Raw genomic sequence first — 15,641 nt, forward strand, 5'->3', positions numbered from 1 at the left:
TCCTGAAAATAATAATCATCGCGCCAGTGCTAAAACTTTTTTACTACAGGTGATTTATGACTTACGTAATTGTTCATGCTCTTGCACCGATTTTCGTCATCATGCTGCTGGGATTCTGGGCCGGCAAGGCAAAGATGGTCGATAACAAAAATGTTTCCCTGCTTAATATCTTCGTAATGGATTTTGCACTCCCTGCCGCGCTGTTCAGTGCCACCGTGCAAACCCCGTGGACCGGCATCGTTGCCCAGTCGCCGCTGATCCTGGTGCTGACGCTGGCGATGTGGATCACCTATGCGGTCATCTATTTCCTCGCCACCGGCGTCTTTAAGAAATCGCCACAGGATGCGGCCGTGCTGACGCTCACCGTCGCGCTGCCCAACTATGCAGCGCTGGGTCTGCCGATTCTGGGCAGCGTGCTGGGCGAAGGTTCCTCTACGTCGCTCTCCGTCGCGGTCTCCATCGCCTGCGGTTCGGTGCTGATGACCCCGTTCTGCCTGCTCATTCTGGAGCGTGAAAAAGCGCGCGCTGAAGGCAATAGCTCCGGCTCAACGCTCTCGATGCTGCCGGTGCTGATGTGGCGTTCCATTAAAAAACCGATCGTGATGGGCCCGCTGCTGGGCGTGATTTTGTCCGCCATCGGCATCAAAATGCCGGAGCTGGTGCTGGCGGCGATCAAACCGCTGGGGCTGTCCGCGACCGCTGCAGCGCTGTTCCTGACCGGGGTGATCCTCTCTGCCCGTAAGCTGCAGATTAATACCATGGTCATCACCTCCACGATCGCCAAGCTGCTGATTCAGCCAGCCATTGCCTGGGGTATCGTCTTGATCTTTGGTCTGCACGGCTCCGTGGCGATCACCGCTATCCTGATGATTGCGCTGTCTGCGGGCTTCTTCGGCGTCGTGTTCGGTAACCGCTTTGGCGTGCAGTCGCCGGATGCAGAAGCCGTGCTGCTGTTAAGCTCCGTCCTGTGTATCCTGTCGCTGCCGCTGTTTATCTCGCTAACTTCAGGAATGTAACCATGACCACCCCATTACGCCCGCACGACCTTATCTGGCTTACTTCCCGCGATGCGCTGGAAGGCATCACTGAATCCTGGGTGGAGGCCGCCTGGCATACCGGCCTGCCGGTGGTGGTGCGGCGTGATGTGGATAGCGAAGGCCGGATCCCCGTTGGCGTGCGCGGTTTACGTCGCGACCAGCGGGCGGCCGGATGGGGGAAGCCCGAAAACGTAATACGCGTGGTTTCACCAGAAGATCTGAGCGTTGCGGCCGAACTGCTGCGCTCGCCCTTTGTGACTCAGCCACCCGTTCAGGTGGCGCTTCAGCTTTCTCAGCAGGCGTGGCCGTGGACGTGGGGCATTACCGGCAGTACCGGCTACGCGCTGGCGACCGGTATCCCGGTGATCCATGCCGACAGCGATCTCGATCTGCTTATCCGCGCTCCGCTGCCGATCTCACCGGACGCCCTGACGACGTGGCAGTCCCGGCTAAGCCGTGCGCTGTGTCGTGCCGATACGCAGGTGGATACGCCCGAGGGCGGTTTCGCGCTGGCGGAGTGGCTGCGCGACGGCAAAACGCTGCTGAAAACCCGCCGTGGACCGCGCCTGGTGGCGGATCCGTGGCGCAGGGAGGAGTGATGAAAATAGTGTTTACCTTTCCGGGGCAGGGCACGCAGCACGAAGGCATGCTGCAAAACCTGCCGGGAACGGAACTGGCTCAGGCGCGTGAGGTGCTTGGCACCGAAGTGGATACGCTGGATAGCGCAGACGCGTTAAGCCATACCCGCGCGGTTCAGCTTTGCCTGCTAATTGCAGGCGTGGCCTGGGCGCGCGAGCTGGAACGGCGCGGCGTGGCGCCGGATATCGTCAGCGGGCTGTCCATCGGCGCTTATCCGGCGGCGGTCATTGCAGGCGCGCTGGACTTCACGGATGCGCTGAAGCTGGTGGCGCTGCGTGGCGATCTGATGGAGCAGGCGTATCCGCACGGCTACGGCCTGACGGCAATTATGGGGCTCACTCTGCCGCAGGTGGAAGACCTTATCCAGGGCAGCGGGACCTACATTGCCAACCTGAATGCCGAAACGCAGATCGTGATTGCCGGAACCGATGAAGGGATGGCGGAGGCGGCGTCGCGCGCGCTGGCGAAAGGGGCGAGCAAGGCCAAACGGCTGGCGGTCAGCGTGCCGTCGCACTGCGAACTGCTGACAGCACCCGCGCAAAAGCTGGCAACGGCGTTTGAATCGGTCACGCTTTCACGCCCACGCTGCGCCTACCTGAGCGGCAGCACCGGGCGCGTGTTGTGGCAGCCGGAAAAGATCGCCGACGATCTGGCGATGAACATGGCGCGTACGGTGCGCTGGCAGGAGGCGATGATTTCAGCGAATGAACGCGAAGCCCGGCTGGCGATCGAGATGCCCCCCGGCGGCGTACTGACCTGCCTGACGCGTCAGGCGCCGTGGGAAGGAGAGACGATTTCACTGGAGCGCAGCGGGGTGGACGTGGCGGTACATCTGGCGAAGCGACTCCGTGCGTGATGGTTTAGCCCGGTGGCGGCTGCGCCTTACCGGGCCTACTACGGACTGTAGGCCCGGTAAGCGTAGCGCCACCGGGCAATAACATCAGGCACTATCCTGCAAACTGCGGGCATACATCCGCCCTTCGGCGGCCAGCGCCCGCAGGCTTGGATCCTGCTCGCGGTTGCGGGCAAAGACGATGGCGATCAGCTGTTGCATCTGGTACGGCTCGGCAAGCTTCAGGAGCTGCACGGAATTCTCATAGACCTTTTTCATCCTGCCCGGCATCAGCGTAAAGCCCACTCCCGCCTGCACCAGACTGAGCATGGAGAAAATGTCATTCACCCGGGTAACAATCTCCGGCTCGAACCCGGCGATATGAAACGCCTCCTGGAAGCCTGCATAGGTGGCGAACCCTTCCGCAAGAGAGACAAATTTCCGATCTTTATAGTCGCGCAGATCGGCCGGGCCGCGGGTATTGAGCGTCGCGGAGGCCGGTGCGGCAAGGAAGATGTCGTCATGGAACAGCGGGAGCACTTCCAGGCTGTTACGGTCGATATCGCTCTCGGAAATGGAGATAAGAATGGCGTCCAGAGAGCCTTCATCCAGCATGTGCAGCAGGGTTTCGTTGGAGCCCATCGTCAGATCCATTTCCAGATCCGGACGACGTAGCTTCATGCCCATGATCAGACGCGGCACGGTTTCCAGGGTGAGCGAGTAGAGCGTTCCGACTCGCAGCCGCCCCTGGCCGATCCCGGCAATTTTGCGCGACGCTTCCAGCCCGCGCTCCATCACCTGCATCACTTCCTGACAATATTCCAGTAAGGTCCAGGCGGAAGGGAGAGCAATCAGGTTGCGCCCCTTATGGGTAAAGAGCGGACAGCGCACGTTCTCTTCCAGCGTGTGCAGCGCACGGTGAACGCTGACGCCGCTCAGGCCCAGAGTTTCGGCGGTACGCGCGATATTCCCCTTCTCCATAAACGTCATGAAGATGCTGAGCTTGCGGAATGTAATCTCGCTCGTGTTATCGAAACTCATAGCCCTCCCGGTATCAGTCAGCCTGCAGCATCGCTTCCAGCTGTTCCTGCGCGTCCAGCCACGCCATCTCACACTCTTCAAGGCTGGATTTGGTCTTCGCCTGGGTTTGCAGGCAGTCCGTCAGTTCGGCTTTACGGCTCTGGTCATACAGACCGCTGTCGCCCAGCTTCTCTTCAACGGTAGCAAGCGTGGCGTTGAGCTTTTCCATCTCTTTTTCGAGACGGGCAATCTCTTTACGCAGCGGCTGCGTCTGGGTGCGCAGCTCCGCTTCACGGCGCTTCTGGTCTTTACGTGCCTGCGCGCTGTTGGCGTTCTCTTTCGCTGACTCTTCCGGCTGGTTTTCCTGCTTCTGCACGTCCGTCAGCCACTGCTGGTAGTCTTCCAGATCGCCGTCGAACGGTTCGACTTTGCCGTCGTGCACTAAGTAGAGATCGTCCGTGGTGGAGCGGATCAGGTGACGATCGTGCGAAACGACAACCAGCGCCCCTTCGAATTCAATCAGCGCTTCGGTCAGCGCCTGACGCATGTCGAGATCCAGGTGGTTGGTCGGTTCATCGAGCAGCAGCAGGTTCGGGCGCTGCCAGACGATCAGCGCCAGCACCAGACGGGCCTTTTCGCCGCCGGAGAAGCGCTCGGTGTTTTCGGTGACCTTATCGCCCTGGAAGCCGAAGCCGCCGAGGTAGTCGCGCAGCTTCTGCTCCATCTCCTGCGGCGCCAGACGCGCAAGGTGCTGAATCGGGGATTCATCCGCGCGTAAAAATTCCAGCTGATGCTGGGCGAAGTAACCCAGCTTGATGCCCTTCGCCAGGCCGATTTCACCCTTGACCGGATTAAGCTCGCCCGCCAGCAGTTTGATCAGCGTGGATTTACCGGCACCGTTGCGCCCGAGCAGACCAATACGTGAACCCGGCACCAGGTTGAGCTTGATGGAGTCGAGAATAATGCGGTCGGCATAACCCGCGCTGACCTTTTCCATTTTCAGCAGGGGATTTGGCAGGCTTTCCGGGGCCCGGAAGCTGAAGTGGAACGGGTTGTCGACGTGCGCCGGGGCGATCATCTCCATGCGCTCCAGCATCTTGATGCGGCTCTGGGCCTGCTTCGCCTTTGACGCCTTGGCCTTGAAGCGATCCACAAAGCTTTGCAGGTGCGCTACGCGCTGCTGCTGGCTTTCGTACATGGACTGCTGCTGGGCAAGACGCGTCGCGCGCTGGCGCTCGAAGGAGCTGTAGTTGCCCGTGTACTCGAACATCGTTTGCTGTTCGATATGAATGATTTTATCCACCACCGGGTCGAGGAAGTCGCGGTCGTGGGAGATCAGAATCAGAGTGCCCTGATAGCTCTTGAGCCACTTCTCCAGCCAAATAACCGCATCGAGATCGAGGTGGTTAGTCGGTTCATCGAGCAGCAGCAGGTCAGAGCGGCAAATCAGCGCCTGCGCCAGGTTGAGGCGCATACGCCAGCCGCCGGAGAAGTCGCTGACCGGGCGTTCCAGCTGCTCATTGCTGAAGCCCAGGCCGTGCAGCAGGCTGGAGGCGCGGGAGCGAATGGTCCACGCGTCGATGGCGTCCAGCTTGCCGTGAACGGTGGCGATGGCGTGGCCGTCGTTGCGCTCGTTTGCGGCATTGAGTTCCGCTTCGAGTTTTCGGTACTCACGATCGCCGTCGATAACATAGTCGAGTGCCGGTTCGCTCAGCGCGGGCGTCTCCTGGTTTACCCAGGCGAGCTGCCAGTTCCCCGGGAAGGTGAAGTTACCGCCATCCGCGCTAATCTCGTTTTTCAGCAGCGCCAGCAGCGTGGATTTACCACAGCCGTTTTTGCCGACCAGACCCACTTTCTGGCCCGGGTTGATGGTAGCAGTGGCGTTATCCAGCAGGACGCGCACGCCGCGACGAATTTGTAACGAGGAGAAAACAATCATAGAAGCGCCGTATGTTCCGACTATGTTAATTTGTCATTATGATAATGTAAGGTGTGGGCCATTTTCCGCACCGGGCCGCCATGGTAGCCCAAAACAGCGACGATACACAAAAACAGAAACAAGACCGGGAGGGGAATGATGTCTCAGACAGCAAAAGTGCTGCTGCTGTATGCCCATCCGGAATCTCAGGACTCGGTGGCAAACCGGGTGCTGCTTAAGCCGGCTACTCAGCTCAGCAACGTGACGGTGCACGATCTCTACGCGCACTATCCTGATTTCTTTATTGATATTCCTTACGAGCAGGAACTGCTGCGTCAGCATGACGTGATTGTGTTCCAGCATCCGCTTTATACCTACAGCTGTCCGGCGCTGCTCAAAGAGTGGCTGGACCGCGTGCTTAGCCGGGGCTTCTCCAGCGGGGTGGGGGGCAATCAGCTGGCGGGAAAGTACTGGCGTAGTGTGATTACGACCGGTGAACCCGAAAGCGCCTACCGCCACGACGGGCTGAACCGCTATCCGATGAGCGACATTCTGCGGCCTTTTGAGCTGACGGCGGCCATGTGCCGTATGCACTGGATGAGCCCGATTATTGTCTACTGGGCCCGTCGTCAGGATCCGAAAGAGCTGGCCAGCCACGCCAGAGCCTACGGTGAATGGCTGGCGTCACCGATTCCGGCAGGAGGGCGTTAATGGAAGGATCGAATTTGCTCCTCGCCGGGGTGCTGTTTTTATTTGCGGCCGTCGTCGCGGTGCCGCTTGCCGCCCGTATCGGCATCGGGGCGGTGCTGGGGTATCTGCTGGCGGGGATCGCGATTGGCCCCTGGGGACTGGGATTCATCAGCGATGTGGATGAAATTCTCCATTTCTCCGAACTGGGCGTGGTGTTCCTGATGTTCATCATTGGCCTTGAGCTCAACCCTTCTAAATTGTGGCAGCTCCGACGCTCAATCTTTGGCGTAGGTGCCGCTCAGGTGTTGCTCAGCGCCGCGATTCTGGGTGGCCTGTTAATGCTGACGAATTTCTCCTGGCAGGCGGCGGTGATCGGCGGAATAGGCCTTGCGATGTCGTCGACGGCGATGGCCCTGCAGCTGATGCGCGACAAGGGGATGAACCGTAACGAAGCCGGTCAGCTGGGTTTTTCGGTGCTGCTGTTCCAGGATTTGGCGGTCATCCCGGCGCTGGCGCTGGTGCCGCTGCTGGCGGGCTCCGGCGACGACCACTTTGACTGGGCGAAAATCGCCATGAAGGTGCTGGCCTTCGCGGGGATGCTGATTGGCGGACGTTTCCTGTTACGTCCCGTATTCCGCTTTATTGCCGCGTCCGGCGTGCGCGAGGTGTTTACCGCCGCGACGCTGCTGCTGGTGCTGGGGTCGGCATTGTTTATGGACGCGCTGGGGCTGTCGATGGCGCTCGGGACCTTTATCGCCGGGGTACTGCTGGCGGAAAGTGAATACCGCCACGAGCTGGAAATTGCCATCGATCCCTTCAAAGGGTTGCTGTTGGGGTTGTTCTTTATTTCGGTGGGGATGGCGCTCAACCTTGGCGTGCTCTATACCCATCTCCTGTGGGTTGTGGTGAGCGTCGCTATCCTGGTGGCGGTGAAAACGCTGGTACTGTACGTCATGGCGCGCATTTACGGCCTGCGCAGCTCGGAGCGCATGCAGTTTGCGAGCGTGTTGAGCCAGGGAGGCGAGTTCGCGTTTGTGCTGTTCTCTACCGCCTCGTCCCAGAAGCTGTTTAAAGACGATCAGATGGCGCTTTTGCTGGTAACGGTCACGCTGTCCATGATGACCACGCCGCTGCTGATGAAGATGGTGGATAGACTGCTGTCGCGCCGCCTGAACCCGGCAGACGACGAAGACGAAGCGCCGTGGGTGGAAGACGATAAGCCCCAGGTGATCGTGGTGGGCTTTGGCCGCTTTGGACAGGTAATCGGCCGTTTGCTGATGGCGAACAAAATGCGCATTACGGTGCTGGAGCGGGATATCAGCGCGGTCAACCTGATGCGCAAATATGGCTACAAGGTTTACTACGGCGACGCGACCCAGCTTGAGCTACTGCGCTCGGCGGGGGCAGAGGCGGCAGAGTCCATCGTCATTACCTGTAACGACCCGGAAGACACGATGAAGCTGGTGGATCTCTGCCAGCAGCATTTCCCCCATCTGCATATTCTGGCGCGTGCGCGGGGACGTGTTGAAGCTCACGAATTATTGCAGGCGGGTGTGAAACACTTTTCCCGTGAGACGTTCTCCAGCGCGCTGGAGCTGGGGCGCAAGGCGCTGATCTCGCTTGGCATGCATCCGCATCAGGCGCAGCGCGCCCAGATGCACTTCCGCCGGCTGGATATGCGGATGCTGCGCGAGCTGATGCCGGTCCATACCGATACGGCGCAGATCTCCCGCGTCCGGGAAGCGCGTCGCGAGCTGGAGGAGATCTTCCAGCGCGAGATGCAGCAGGAACGACGCCAGCTCGATGGCTGGGATGAATTTGAATAAAGGGTAACGAAAGATGGCTGTACGTAAACGCTTTATCGCGGGTGCAAAATGCCCGACCTGCCAGGCGCAAGATACCCTGGCGATGTGGCGGGAAAATAATATTGATGTTGTTGAGTGTGTTAAGTGCGGTCACCAGATGCGTGAGGCCGACAAAGAGGCCCGCGATCACGTTCGCAAAGAAGAGCAAGTTATCGGGATTTTTCATCCGGACTAGCGATATGCCCTGAGTTTTTTTAAGCTAAAGGGTACACAGGTGCAGATTTCCGCTACAATCTGCGCCAGCAATTTTCCCACGCTCAGGAGATATCATGAAAGTAGCAAAAGACCTGGTGGTCAGCCTGGCCTATCAGGTACGTACAGAAGACGGTGTGTTGGTTGATGAGTCTCCGGTGAGTGCGCCGCTTGACTACCTGCATGGTCACGGTTCCCTGATTTCCGGCCTGGAAAACGCGCTGGAAGGTCATGAAGTTGGCGACAAATTTGACGTTGCTGTAGGCGCGAACGACGCTTACGGTCAGTATGACGACAACCTGGTTCAGCGCGTTCCTAAAGACGTATTCATGGGCGTTGACGAACTGCAGGTTGGCATGCGCTTCCTGGCGGAAACCGACCAGGGCCCGGTTCCAGTTGAAATCACCGAAGTGGAAGATGACCACGTCGTGGTTGACGGCAACCACATGCTGGCTGGCCAGAACCTGAAGTTCAACGTAGAAGTTGTTGCGATCCGCGAAGCGACCGAAGAAGAGCTGGCTCATGGCCACGTTCACGGTGCGCACGGTCACGACCATGACCACGATCACGGCCACGACGGCTGCTGCGGTGGTCACGGCCACGACCATGGTCATGACCACGGCCACGGTAAAGGTGGTTGCGGTAACGGCGGCTGCGGCTGCCACTAATTCCGTCATGCGGAAAATAAAAAAGCGGGATTATCCCGCTTTTTTTACGCCTCAATAATGAGGAGGTGGCGTCTCTTCTGACTGAGAGGCGATGTTCGACGGCTGCGTAGCCTTCAGCTTTTCCGTCAGCAGGCGCATATGATCCCGCAGTTTCGCCATTTCGAGCTCATGTGCGGTCACGGTCTGGTTTAGCTCTTCGATGGTGATGTCCTGAAAAGCCAGGCGGCTTTCCAGCTCAGCCATTCTCGCTTCTATCGTTGTATCCTTCATCATTCACCTCGTTTATTTCAGATTCGCCATAATGGCCCAGCGGCGGCGCAGTTTAACTGAGTTTATCCTTAAGTACAGTTCGCATCCCTCTGGCAAGAAACTTATTTAAACAAAAATAGTCTGAAAAGTGGCGAGAATTGGACGTGTCTGTCTGTAGATTTCTTCTGCAACGTTTTATAGTACGTCACTCATTTACGTTTAACGCTGGGGTGAGAGTCCCCAGGCCCTGGAGATATGGATGAAATCACTGTTTAAAGTAACGCTGCTGGCGACGACGATGGCTGTTGCGCTGAACGCGCCGCTGTCATTCGCTGCTGATACTGCTGCGAAGCCTGCTGCCACTGCAGACAGCAAAGCAGCGTTCAAAAATGACGACCAGAAATCCGCCTACGCACTGGGCGCATCTCTGGGTCGTTACATGGAAAACTCTCTGAAAGAACAAGAGAAACTGGGCATCAAACTGGATAAAGCTCAGCTGATCGCAGGCGTTCAGGACGCATTTGCCGATAAGAGCAAGCTGTCTGACCAGGAAATTGAACAGACTCTGCAGGCGTTCGAAGCGCGTGTGAAGGGCGCCGCGCAGACTAAGATGGACGCGGACGCAAAAGACAACGAAGCGAAAGGCAAAGCCTACCGCGATGCTTTCGCTAAAGAGAAGGGTGTGAAAACCTCTTCGACTGGCCTGGTGTACAAAGTTGAGAAAGAAGGCACCGGCGATGCGCCTAAAGACAGCGACACGGTTGTCGTGAACTACAAAGGTACGCTGATCGACGGTAAAGAGTTCGATAACTCTTACACCCGTGGTGAGCCGCTCTCCTTCCGTCTGGATGGTGTGATCCCTGGCTGGACTGAAGGCCTGAAAAACATCAAGAAAGGCGGCAAGATCAAGATGGTCATCCCACCGGATCTGGCCTATGGCAAAACCGGCGTTCCGGGGATCCCTGCCAACTCTACGCTGGTCTTTGACGTAGAGCTGCTGGACATCAAACCGGCACCGAAAGCGGATGCCAAGGCAGACGCACCGGCTGACGATAAAGCCGCTGCTGCTAAGAAGTAATGCTGAAAAAAACCGCCGCCTTTAAGGCGGCGGTTTTTTATTGTGGGGCAGATATAATTAACACTGGAAAGCGTTAGGCACGCTGTATTAATTTAGTTGTCCGTGTAGATAATGAGCCTGCCCTGAAAACCTAACGACAGGCTCCTGAAAAGGAGTGTTTTTTTCATGTCCAGGTCGCTTTTAACCAACGAAACCAGTGAACTTGATTTGCTGGATCAACGTCCTTTTGACCAGACCGACTTCGATATTCTGAAATCCTATGAAGCGGTAGTGGACGGGTTAGCGATGCTCATTGGCTCCCACTGCGAAATCGTATTGCACTCCCTGCAAGATCTGAAGTGTTCCGCCATCCGCATTGCGAATGGTGAGCATACTGGCCGTAAAATTGGCTCGCCAATTACCGACCTTGCATTGCGTATGTTGCATGACATGACCGGCGCGGACAGCAGCGTCTCCAAATGCTATTTCACCCGCGCCAAAAGCGGCGTGCTGATGAAATCAGAAACCATCGCGATTCGAAACCGCGAGCATCGTGTAATTGGGCTGCTGTGCATCAACATGAACCTTGATGTGCCTTTCTCGCAGATCATGAGCACCTTTATTCCACCCGAAACGCCGGATGTTGGCTCTTCTGTTAACTTTGCCTCTTCCGTCGAAGATCTCGTCACGCAGACGCTTGAGTTCACCATTGAAGAGGTGAATGCCGACCGCAACGTCTCGAACAACGCCAAGAATCGCCAGATCGTGCTCAATCTCTATGAAAAAGGGATTTTTGATATTAAAGACGCTATCAACCAGGTGGCCGATCGTCTCAACATCTCCAAGCACACGGTCTACCTCTATATTCGCCAGTTCAAAAGCGGTGATTTCCTGGGACAAGACAAGTAATGCGTTATGCGTTAATGGTGACAGGCCCGGCGTACGGGACTCAGCAGGCCAGCAGCGCGCTGCAGTTTGCGCATGCGCTGCTGGCAGCCGGACATGAGCTGGCGAGCGTCTTCTTCTATCGGGAAGGGGTGTATAACGCGAACCAGTTTACGTCGCCGGCGAGCGATGAGTTTGATGTGGTGCGCGGCTGGCAGGCATTAAACGAAAAGCAGGGCGTAGAACTGCACATCTGCGTGGCGGCGGCACTGCGCCGCGGCGTGACCGATGCAACCGAAGCCGCCCGTCTTGGTTTATCGGGTTCTAACCTGCAGCCCGGTTTTTCGTTAAGCGGTCTGGGTGCGCTGGCACAGGCGGCGCTCACCTGCGATAGAGTGGTGCAATTCTGATGAAGCGCGTGGCATTTGTTTTTGCGTCTACGCCGCACGGGAGCGCTTCTGGCCGCGAAGGACTGGATGCGTTACTTGCGACGTCCGCGCTGACCGAAGATATCGGCGTCTTCTTTTTAGGGGACGGTGTGTTTCAGCTTCTGGCGGGTCAGCAGCCACAGGCCATTCTGGCGCGGGATTACATCGCTACGTTTAAAGTGCTGCCGCTGTATGACATTGAAACCCTGTATGTCTGCGCCGACTCGCTGGCCGCTCGCGGTTTGGATGAGAAGACGCCTTTCGTGCTGGATGTGACCGTCGTCTCTTCTGCGGCATTGCGCGAACACCTTTCCCACTACGACACCGTTCTGACCTTCTGAGGCTGCCATGCTCCATACTCTGAGCCATTCACCATGGCAATGTGATATCGACGCGTTACTGAGTATGCTGCGCGACGGTGATGACCTGCTGCTGATTCAGGACGGCGTGCTTGCCGCACTTGAAGGCAGCCGTTTCGTTGAAATGCTCACGAATGCCCCCATAACAGTTTCTGCGCTGAAAGACGATCTGGATGCGCGGGGTCTTTCTGGTCAAATTTCAGCCAAAATTGACGTGGTTGGCTATACTGATTTCGTCAATCTTACTGTGACGCACGCCAGTCAAATGAACTGGTGATTTGAGATCGCTGTATATTTCTTGACACCTTTTCGACGTAGCCCTAAAATTTCGCGTCCTCATATTGTATGAGGTCGTTTTATTACGTGTTTACGAAGCAAAAGCTAAAACCAGGAGCTATTTAATGGCAACAGTTAACCAGCTGGTACGCAAACCACGTGCACGCAAAGTTGCGAAAAGCAACGTGCCTGCGCTGGAAGCCTGCCCGCAGAAACGTGGTGTATGTACTCGTGTATATACCACCACTCCTAAAAAACCAAACTCCGCACTGCGTAAAGTATGCCGTGTGCGTTTGACTAACGGTTTCGAAGTGACTTCCTACATCGGTGGTGAAGGTCACAACCTGCAGGAGCACTCCGTGATCCTGATCCGTGGCGGTCGTGTTAAAGACCTTCCGGGTGTTCGTTACCACACCGTTCGTGGTGCGCTGGACTGCTCAGGTGTTAAAGACCGTAAGCAGGCTCGCTCCAAGTACGGCGTGAAGCGTCCTAAGGCTTAATGGTTCTCCGTTAAGTAAGGCCAAACTGATTTATCTTAATGTCATACTAAACTCTTTGAGTTTTGGACAATCCTGAATTAACAACGGAGTATTCCCATGCCACGTCGTCGCGTCATTGGTCAGCGTAAAATTCTTCCAGATCCGAAATTCGGATCAGAACTGCTGGCAAAATTTGTAAATATCCTGATGGTAGATGGTAAAAAATCTACTGCAGAAGCAATCGTATACAGCGCGCTGGAGACCCTGGCTCAGCGTTCTGGTAAAAATGAACTGGAAGCTTTCGAAGTCGCTCTCGACAACGTTCGCCCAACTGTAGAAGTTAAGTCCCGCCGCGTTGGTGGTTCTACTTATCAGGTTCCAGTTGAAGTTCGTCCGGTTCGTCGTAATGCCCTGGCAATGCGTTGGATCGTTGAAGCTGCTCGTAAACGCGGTGATAAATCCATGGCTCTGCGTCTGGCGAACGAACTTTCTGATGCTGCAGACAACAAAGGTACTGCAGTTAAGAAACGTGAAGACGTTCACCGTATGGCAGAAGCCAACAAGGCGTTCGCACACTACCGTTGGTAATCCCTTCGGAGTCTTAGTCACCAGGCGGGCGCTTCAGAGAAGCCGCCCGCTCTGGGTAACTTAACTGAACGCCTAAAGATATAAACGAGGAATCAAATGGCTCGTACAACACCCATCGCACGCTACCGTAACATCGGTATCAGTGCGCACATCGACGCCGGTAAAACCACTACTACCGAACGTATTCTGTTCTACACCGGTGTAAACCACAAAATCGGTGAAGTTCATGACGGCGCAGCCACCATGGACTGGATGGAACAGGAGCAGGAGCGTGGTATCACTATCACCTCCGCAGCGACTACTGCATTCTGGTCAGGTATGGCTAAGCAGTACGAACCGCATCGCGTAAACATCATCGACACCCCAGGGCACGTTGACTTCACCATCGAAGTAGAACGTTCCATGCGTGTTCTTGACGGCGCGGTAATGGTTTATTGCGCAGTTGGTGGTGTTCAGCCACAGTCTGAAACCGTATGGCGTCAGGCGAACAAATATAAAGTTCCACGCATCGCGTTCGTTAACAAAATGGACCGTATGGGTGCTAACTTCCTGAAAGTTGTTGGTCAGATCAAAACCCGTCTGGGCGCGAACCCTGTTCCGCTGCAGCTGGCAATTGGTGCTGAAGAAGGCTTCACCGGCGTTATCGACCTGGTGAAAATGAAAGCCATCAACTGGAACGATGCAGACCAGGGCGTTACCTTCGAATACGAAGATATCCCAGCTGCAATGCAGGACCTGGCTGACGAATGGCACCAGAACCTGATCGAATCCGCTGCTGAAGCTTCTGAAGAGCTGATGGAGAAATACCTGGGTGGTGAAGAACTGACTGAAGAAGAGATCAAAAAAGCTCTGCGTCAGCGCGTTCTGAACAACGAAATCATCCTGGTAACCTGTGGTTCTGCGTTCAAGAACAAAGGTGTTCAGGCGATGCTGGATGCGGTAGTTGACTACCTGCCATCCCCAGTTGACGTTCCTGCGATCAACGGCATCCTGGACGACGGTAAAGATACCCCAGCTGAGCGTCACGCAAGCGACGAAGAGCCATTCTCTGCACTGGCGTTCAAAATTGCTACCGACCCATTCGTGGGTAACCTGACCTTCTTCCGCGTTTACTCTGGTGTGGTTAACTCCGGTGACACCATCCTGAACTCCGTGAAAGCGGCGCGTGAGCGTTTTGGCCGTATCGTACAGATGCACGCTAACAAACGTGAAGAGATCAAAGAAGTTCGTGCGGGCGACATCGCTGCAGCTATCGGTCTGAAAGACGTGACCACTGGTGACACCCTGTGTGACCCGGATCACCCGATCATTCTGGAGCGTATGGAATTCCCAGAGCCGGTAATCTCCATCGCAGTTGAACCAAAAACCAAAGCTGACCAGGAAAAAATGGGTCTGGCTCTGGGCCGTCTGGCGAAAGAAGACCCATCATTCCGCGTATGGACTGATGAAGAATCTAACCAGACCATCATCGCTGGTATGGGTGAACTGCACCTGGACATCATCGTTGACCGTATGAAGCGTGAATTCAACGTTGAAGCGAACGTGGGTAAACCTCAGGTTGCTTACCGCGAAGCGATTCGCGCGAAAGTTACCGACATTGAAGGTAAACACGCTAAGCAGTCTGGTGGTCGCGGTCAGTACGGTCACGTTGTGATCGACATGTACCCACTGGAGCCGGGCTCTAACCCGAAAGGTTACGAGTTCATCAACGACATCAAAGGTGGTGTAATTCCTGGCGAATACATCCCAGCCGTTGATAAAGGCATCCAGGAACAGCTGAAAGCGGGCCCTCTGGCTGGCTATCCGGTTGTTGACATGGGTGTTCGTCTGCACTTCGGTTCTTACCACGACGTTGACTCCTCTGAACTGGCGTTTAAACTGGCTGCGTCTATTGCCTTTAAAGAAGGCTTTAAGAAAGCAAAACCAGTTCTGCTTGAGCCAATCATGAAGGTTGAAGTAGAAACTCCTGAAGAGAACACCGGTGACGTTATCGGTGACTTGAGCCGTCGTCGCGGTATGCTGCGTGGTCAGGAATCCGAAGTAACTGGCGTTAAGATCCACGCTGAAGTTCCGCTGTCTGAAATGTTCGGATATGCAACTCAGCTGCGTTCTCTGACCAAAGGTCGTGCATCATACACCATGGAATTCCTGAAGTATGATGATGCGCCTAACAACGTTGCTCAGGCCGTTATTGAAGCCCGTGGTAAGTAATCCACAGGATTAAAACCTAAGTCCCGTGCTCTCTCCAAAGGGGAGAGCACTATAGTAAGGAATATAGCCGTGTCTAAAGAAAAATTTGAACGTACAAAACCGCACGTCAACGTTGGTACTATCGGCCACGTTGACCATGGTAAAACTACCCTGACTGCTGCAATCACTACCGTTCTGGCTAAAACCTACGGTGGTTCTGCTCGTGCATTCGACCAGATCGATAACGCACCAGAAGAAAAAGCTCGTGG

Annotated in this window: 19 protein-coding genes; 16 read left to right on the forward strand and 3 right to left on the reverse strand. The window is 55.9% G+C overall.

Annotated features, from left to right (window positions below):
• The first annotated feature begins 56 nt into the window (after positions 1-56).
• Genes AA74_RS0101000 through mdcH form a run of 3 tightly spaced genes read left to right on the forward strand, consistent with a single transcriptional unit; the run spans position 57 to position 2,532 of the window.
• Positions 57-1,016, forward strand: a complete 960-nt coding sequence (locus AA74_RS0101000) for an AEC family transporter (RefSeq protein ID WP_021242215.1) — start codon at positions 57-59, stop codon at positions 1,014-1,016.
• A gap of 2 nt (positions 1,017-1,018) precedes the next feature.
• Positions 1,019-1,636, forward strand: a complete 618-nt coding sequence (locus tag AA74_RS0101005; RefSeq protein ID WP_025910350.1) for a malonate decarboxylase holo-ACP synthase — start codon at positions 1,019-1,021, stop codon at positions 1,634-1,636.
• Positions 1,636-2,532, forward strand: coding sequence for a malonate decarboxylase subunit epsilon (mdcH, locus tag AA74_RS0101010; protein WP_025910351.1), 897 nt, complete (start codon positions 1,636-1,638; stop codon positions 2,530-2,532). Before AA74_RS0101005 ends, mdcH begins: the two co-directional genes overlap by 1 nt.
• An 84-nt stretch (positions 2,533-2,616) precedes the next feature.
• Here the strand turns inward: mdcH and AA74_RS0101015 are convergent, their stop codons facing one another.
• Complete coding sequence (locus AA74_RS0101015) at positions 2,617-3,549, reverse strand: LysR family transcriptional regulator (protein WP_021242218.1); 933 nt, start codon at positions 3,547-3,549, stop codon at positions 2,617-2,619.
• Positions 3,550-3,562: 13 nt separating this feature from the next.
• Entirely contained in the window at positions 3,563-5,467 is a 1,905-nt protein-coding gene (locus tag AA74_RS0101020; RefSeq protein WP_025910353.1) for an ABC transporter ATP-binding protein, read from the reverse strand.
• A 135-nt stretch (positions 5,468-5,602) separates the two neighbouring features.
• On the opposite strand from AA74_RS0101020, the gene kefG reads away from it, so the two are divergent.
• The 4 genes from kefG (at position 5,603) to slyD (ending at position 8,861) form a co-directional block, all read left to right on the forward strand.
• Entirely contained in the window at positions 5,603-6,157 is a 555-nt protein-coding gene (gene kefG / locus AA74_RS0101025) for a glutathione-regulated potassium-efflux system ancillary protein KefG (RefSeq protein ID WP_021242220.1), read from the forward strand.
• Entirely contained in the window at positions 6,157-7,962 is a 1,806-nt protein-coding gene (gene kefB, locus AA74_RS0101030; RefSeq protein WP_008503012.1) for a glutathione-regulated potassium-efflux system protein KefB, read from the forward strand. Before kefG ends, kefB begins: the two co-directional genes overlap by 1 nt.
• A 13-nt stretch (positions 7,963-7,975) precedes the next feature.
• Complete coding sequence (locus AA74_RS0101035) at positions 7,976-8,176, forward strand: YheV family putative zinc ribbon protein (protein WP_010436300.1); 201 nt, start codon at positions 7,976-7,978, stop codon at positions 8,174-8,176.
• 94 nt (positions 8,177-8,270) lie between these two features.
• Positions 8,271-8,861, forward strand: a complete 591-nt coding sequence (gene slyD / locus AA74_RS0101040) for a peptidylprolyl isomerase (RefSeq protein ID WP_008503010.1) — start codon at positions 8,271-8,273, stop codon at positions 8,859-8,861.
• A 51-nt stretch (positions 8,862-8,912) separates the two neighbouring features.
• On the opposite strand, the gene AA74_RS0101045 is transcribed toward slyD, so the two are convergent.
• The gene (locus tag AA74_RS0101045; protein WP_008503009.1) at positions 8,913-9,131 is read right to left on the reverse strand and encodes a protein SlyX; all 219 of its coding nucleotides are present in this window, start codon (positions 9,129-9,131) and stop codon (positions 8,913-8,915) included.
• Positions 9,132-9,369: 238 nt separating this feature from the next.
• On the opposite strand from AA74_RS0101045, the gene fkpA reads away from it, so the two are divergent.
• The 9 genes from fkpA to AA74_RS1000000122525 all read left to right on the forward strand — a co-directional run.
• Positions 9,370-10,188 carry an FKBP-type peptidyl-prolyl cis-trans isomerase gene (fkpA, locus tag AA74_RS0101050; protein ID WP_008503008.1) on the forward strand — a complete coding sequence of 273 codons (819 nt, stop codon included), beginning with the start codon at positions 9,370-9,372 and terminating at the stop codon, positions 10,186-10,188.
• A gap of 165 nt (positions 10,189-10,353) precedes the next feature.
• Entirely contained in the window at positions 10,354-11,076 is a 723-nt protein-coding gene (locus AA74_RS0101055) for a transcriptional regulator (RefSeq protein ID WP_003861697.1), read from the forward strand.
• Positions 11,076-11,462, forward strand: coding sequence for a sulfurtransferase complex subunit TusD (tusD, locus tag AA74_RS0101060; protein ID WP_023345014.1), 387 nt, complete (start codon positions 11,076-11,078; stop codon positions 11,460-11,462). The genes AA74_RS0101055 and tusD overlap by 1 nt, the downstream gene beginning before the upstream one ends.
• Positions 11,462-11,821, forward strand: a complete 360-nt coding sequence (tusC, locus tag AA74_RS0101065) for a sulfurtransferase complex subunit TusC (protein WP_025910361.1) — start codon at positions 11,462-11,464, stop codon at positions 11,819-11,821. The genes tusD and tusC overlap by 1 nt, the downstream gene beginning before the upstream one ends.
• A 7-nt stretch (positions 11,822-11,828) precedes the next feature.
• Positions 11,829-12,116 carry a sulfurtransferase complex subunit TusB gene (tusB, locus tag AA74_RS0101070; protein WP_008503005.1) on the forward strand — a complete coding sequence of 96 codons (288 nt, stop codon included), beginning with the start codon at positions 11,829-11,831 and terminating at the stop codon, positions 12,114-12,116.
• A gap of 124 nt (positions 12,117-12,240) precedes the next feature.
• Positions 12,241-12,615, forward strand: a complete 375-nt coding sequence (rpsL, locus tag AA74_RS0101075) for a 30S ribosomal protein S12 (protein WP_000246815.1) — start codon at positions 12,241-12,243, stop codon at positions 12,613-12,615.
• Between the two features lie 96 nt (positions 12,616-12,711).
• A complete protein-coding gene (rpsG, locus tag AA74_RS0101080; protein ID WP_004106370.1) occupies positions 12,712-13,182 on the forward strand; it encodes a 30S ribosomal protein S7 in 471 nt (156 codons plus the stop codon).
• 96 nt (positions 13,183-13,278) lie between these two features.
• On the forward strand, positions 13,279-15,393 hold the full coding sequence (fusA, locus tag AA74_RS0101085) for an elongation factor G (protein WP_008503004.1): 2,115 nt from the start codon (positions 13,279-13,281) through the stop codon (positions 15,391-15,393).
• Between the two features lie 69 nt (positions 15,394-15,462).
• A partial coding sequence (locus tag AA74_RS1000000122525) for a GTP-binding protein (protein ID WP_010287081.1) occupies positions 15,463-15,641 on the forward strand: 179 nt, incomplete at its 3' end.

The sequence above is a fragment of the Enterobacter sp. 5-4 genome (genome assembly GCF_000612205.1).
Taxonomy (GTDB): Bacteria; Pseudomonadota; Gammaproteobacteria; order Enterobacterales; family Enterobacteriaceae; genus Enterobacter; species Enterobacter roggenkampii.

What these genes read in the sequence shown, in the direction of transcription:
- AA74_RS0101005 (WP_025910350.1), top strand. Translation starts at nt 1,019, where the DNA reads ATGACCACCCCATTACGCCCGCACGACCTTATCTGGCTTACTTCCCGC.
- mdcH (WP_025910351.1), top strand. Translation starts at nt 1,636, where the DNA reads ATGAAAATAGTGTTTACCTTTCCGGGGCAGGGCACGCAGCACGAAGGC.
- AA74_RS0101045 (WP_008503009.1), bottom strand. Translation starts at nt 9,131, where the DNA reads ATGAAGGATACAACGATAGAAGCGAGAATGGCTGAGCTGGAAAGCCGC.
- kefB (WP_008503012.1), top strand. Translation starts at nt 6,157, where the DNA reads ATGGAAGGATCGAATTTGCTCCTCGCCGGGGTGCTGTTTTTATTTGCG.
- fkpA (WP_008503008.1), top strand. Translation starts at nt 9,370, where the DNA reads ATGAAATCACTGTTTAAAGTAACGCTGCTGGCGACGACGATGGCTGTT.
- AA74_RS0101020 (WP_025910353.1), bottom strand. Translation starts at nt 5,467, where the DNA reads ATGATTGTTTTCTCCTCGTTACAAATTCGTCGCGGCGTGCGCGTCCTG.
- rpsG (WP_004106370.1), top strand. Translation starts at nt 12,712, where the DNA reads ATGCCACGTCGTCGCGTCATTGGTCAGCGTAAAATTCTTCCAGATCCG.
- AA74_RS0101035 (WP_010436300.1), top strand. Translation starts at nt 7,976, where the DNA reads ATGGCTGTACGTAAACGCTTTATCGCGGGTGCAAAATGCCCGACCTGC.
- kefG (WP_021242220.1), top strand. Translation starts at nt 5,603, where the DNA reads ATGATGTCTCAGACAGCAAAAGTGCTGCTGCTGTATGCCCATCCGGAA.
- tusD (WP_023345014.1), top strand. Translation starts at nt 11,076, where the DNA reads ATGCGTTATGCGTTAATGGTGACAGGCCCGGCGTACGGGACTCAGCAG.
- AA74_RS0101000 (WP_021242215.1), top strand. Translation starts at nt 57, where the DNA reads ATGACTTACGTAATTGTTCATGCTCTTGCACCGATTTTCGTCATCATG.
- slyD (WP_008503010.1), top strand. Translation starts at nt 8,271, where the DNA reads ATGAAAGTAGCAAAAGACCTGGTGGTCAGCCTGGCCTATCAGGTACGT.
- rpsL (WP_000246815.1), top strand. Translation starts at nt 12,241, where the DNA reads ATGGCAACAGTTAACCAGCTGGTACGCAAACCACGTGCACGCAAAGTT.
- AA74_RS0101055 (WP_003861697.1), top strand. Translation starts at nt 10,354, where the DNA reads ATGTCCAGGTCGCTTTTAACCAACGAAACCAGTGAACTTGATTTGCTG.
- fusA (WP_008503004.1), top strand. Translation starts at nt 13,279, where the DNA reads ATGGCTCGTACAACACCCATCGCACGCTACCGTAACATCGGTATCAGT.
- tusB (WP_008503005.1), top strand. Translation starts at nt 11,829, where the DNA reads ATGCTCCATACTCTGAGCCATTCACCATGGCAATGTGATATCGACGCG.
- AA74_RS0101015 (WP_021242218.1), bottom strand. Translation starts at nt 3,549, where the DNA reads ATGAGTTTCGATAACACGAGCGAGATTACATTCCGCAAGCTCAGCATC.
- tusC (WP_025910361.1), top strand. Translation starts at nt 11,462, where the DNA reads ATGAAGCGCGTGGCATTTGTTTTTGCGTCTACGCCGCACGGGAGCGCT.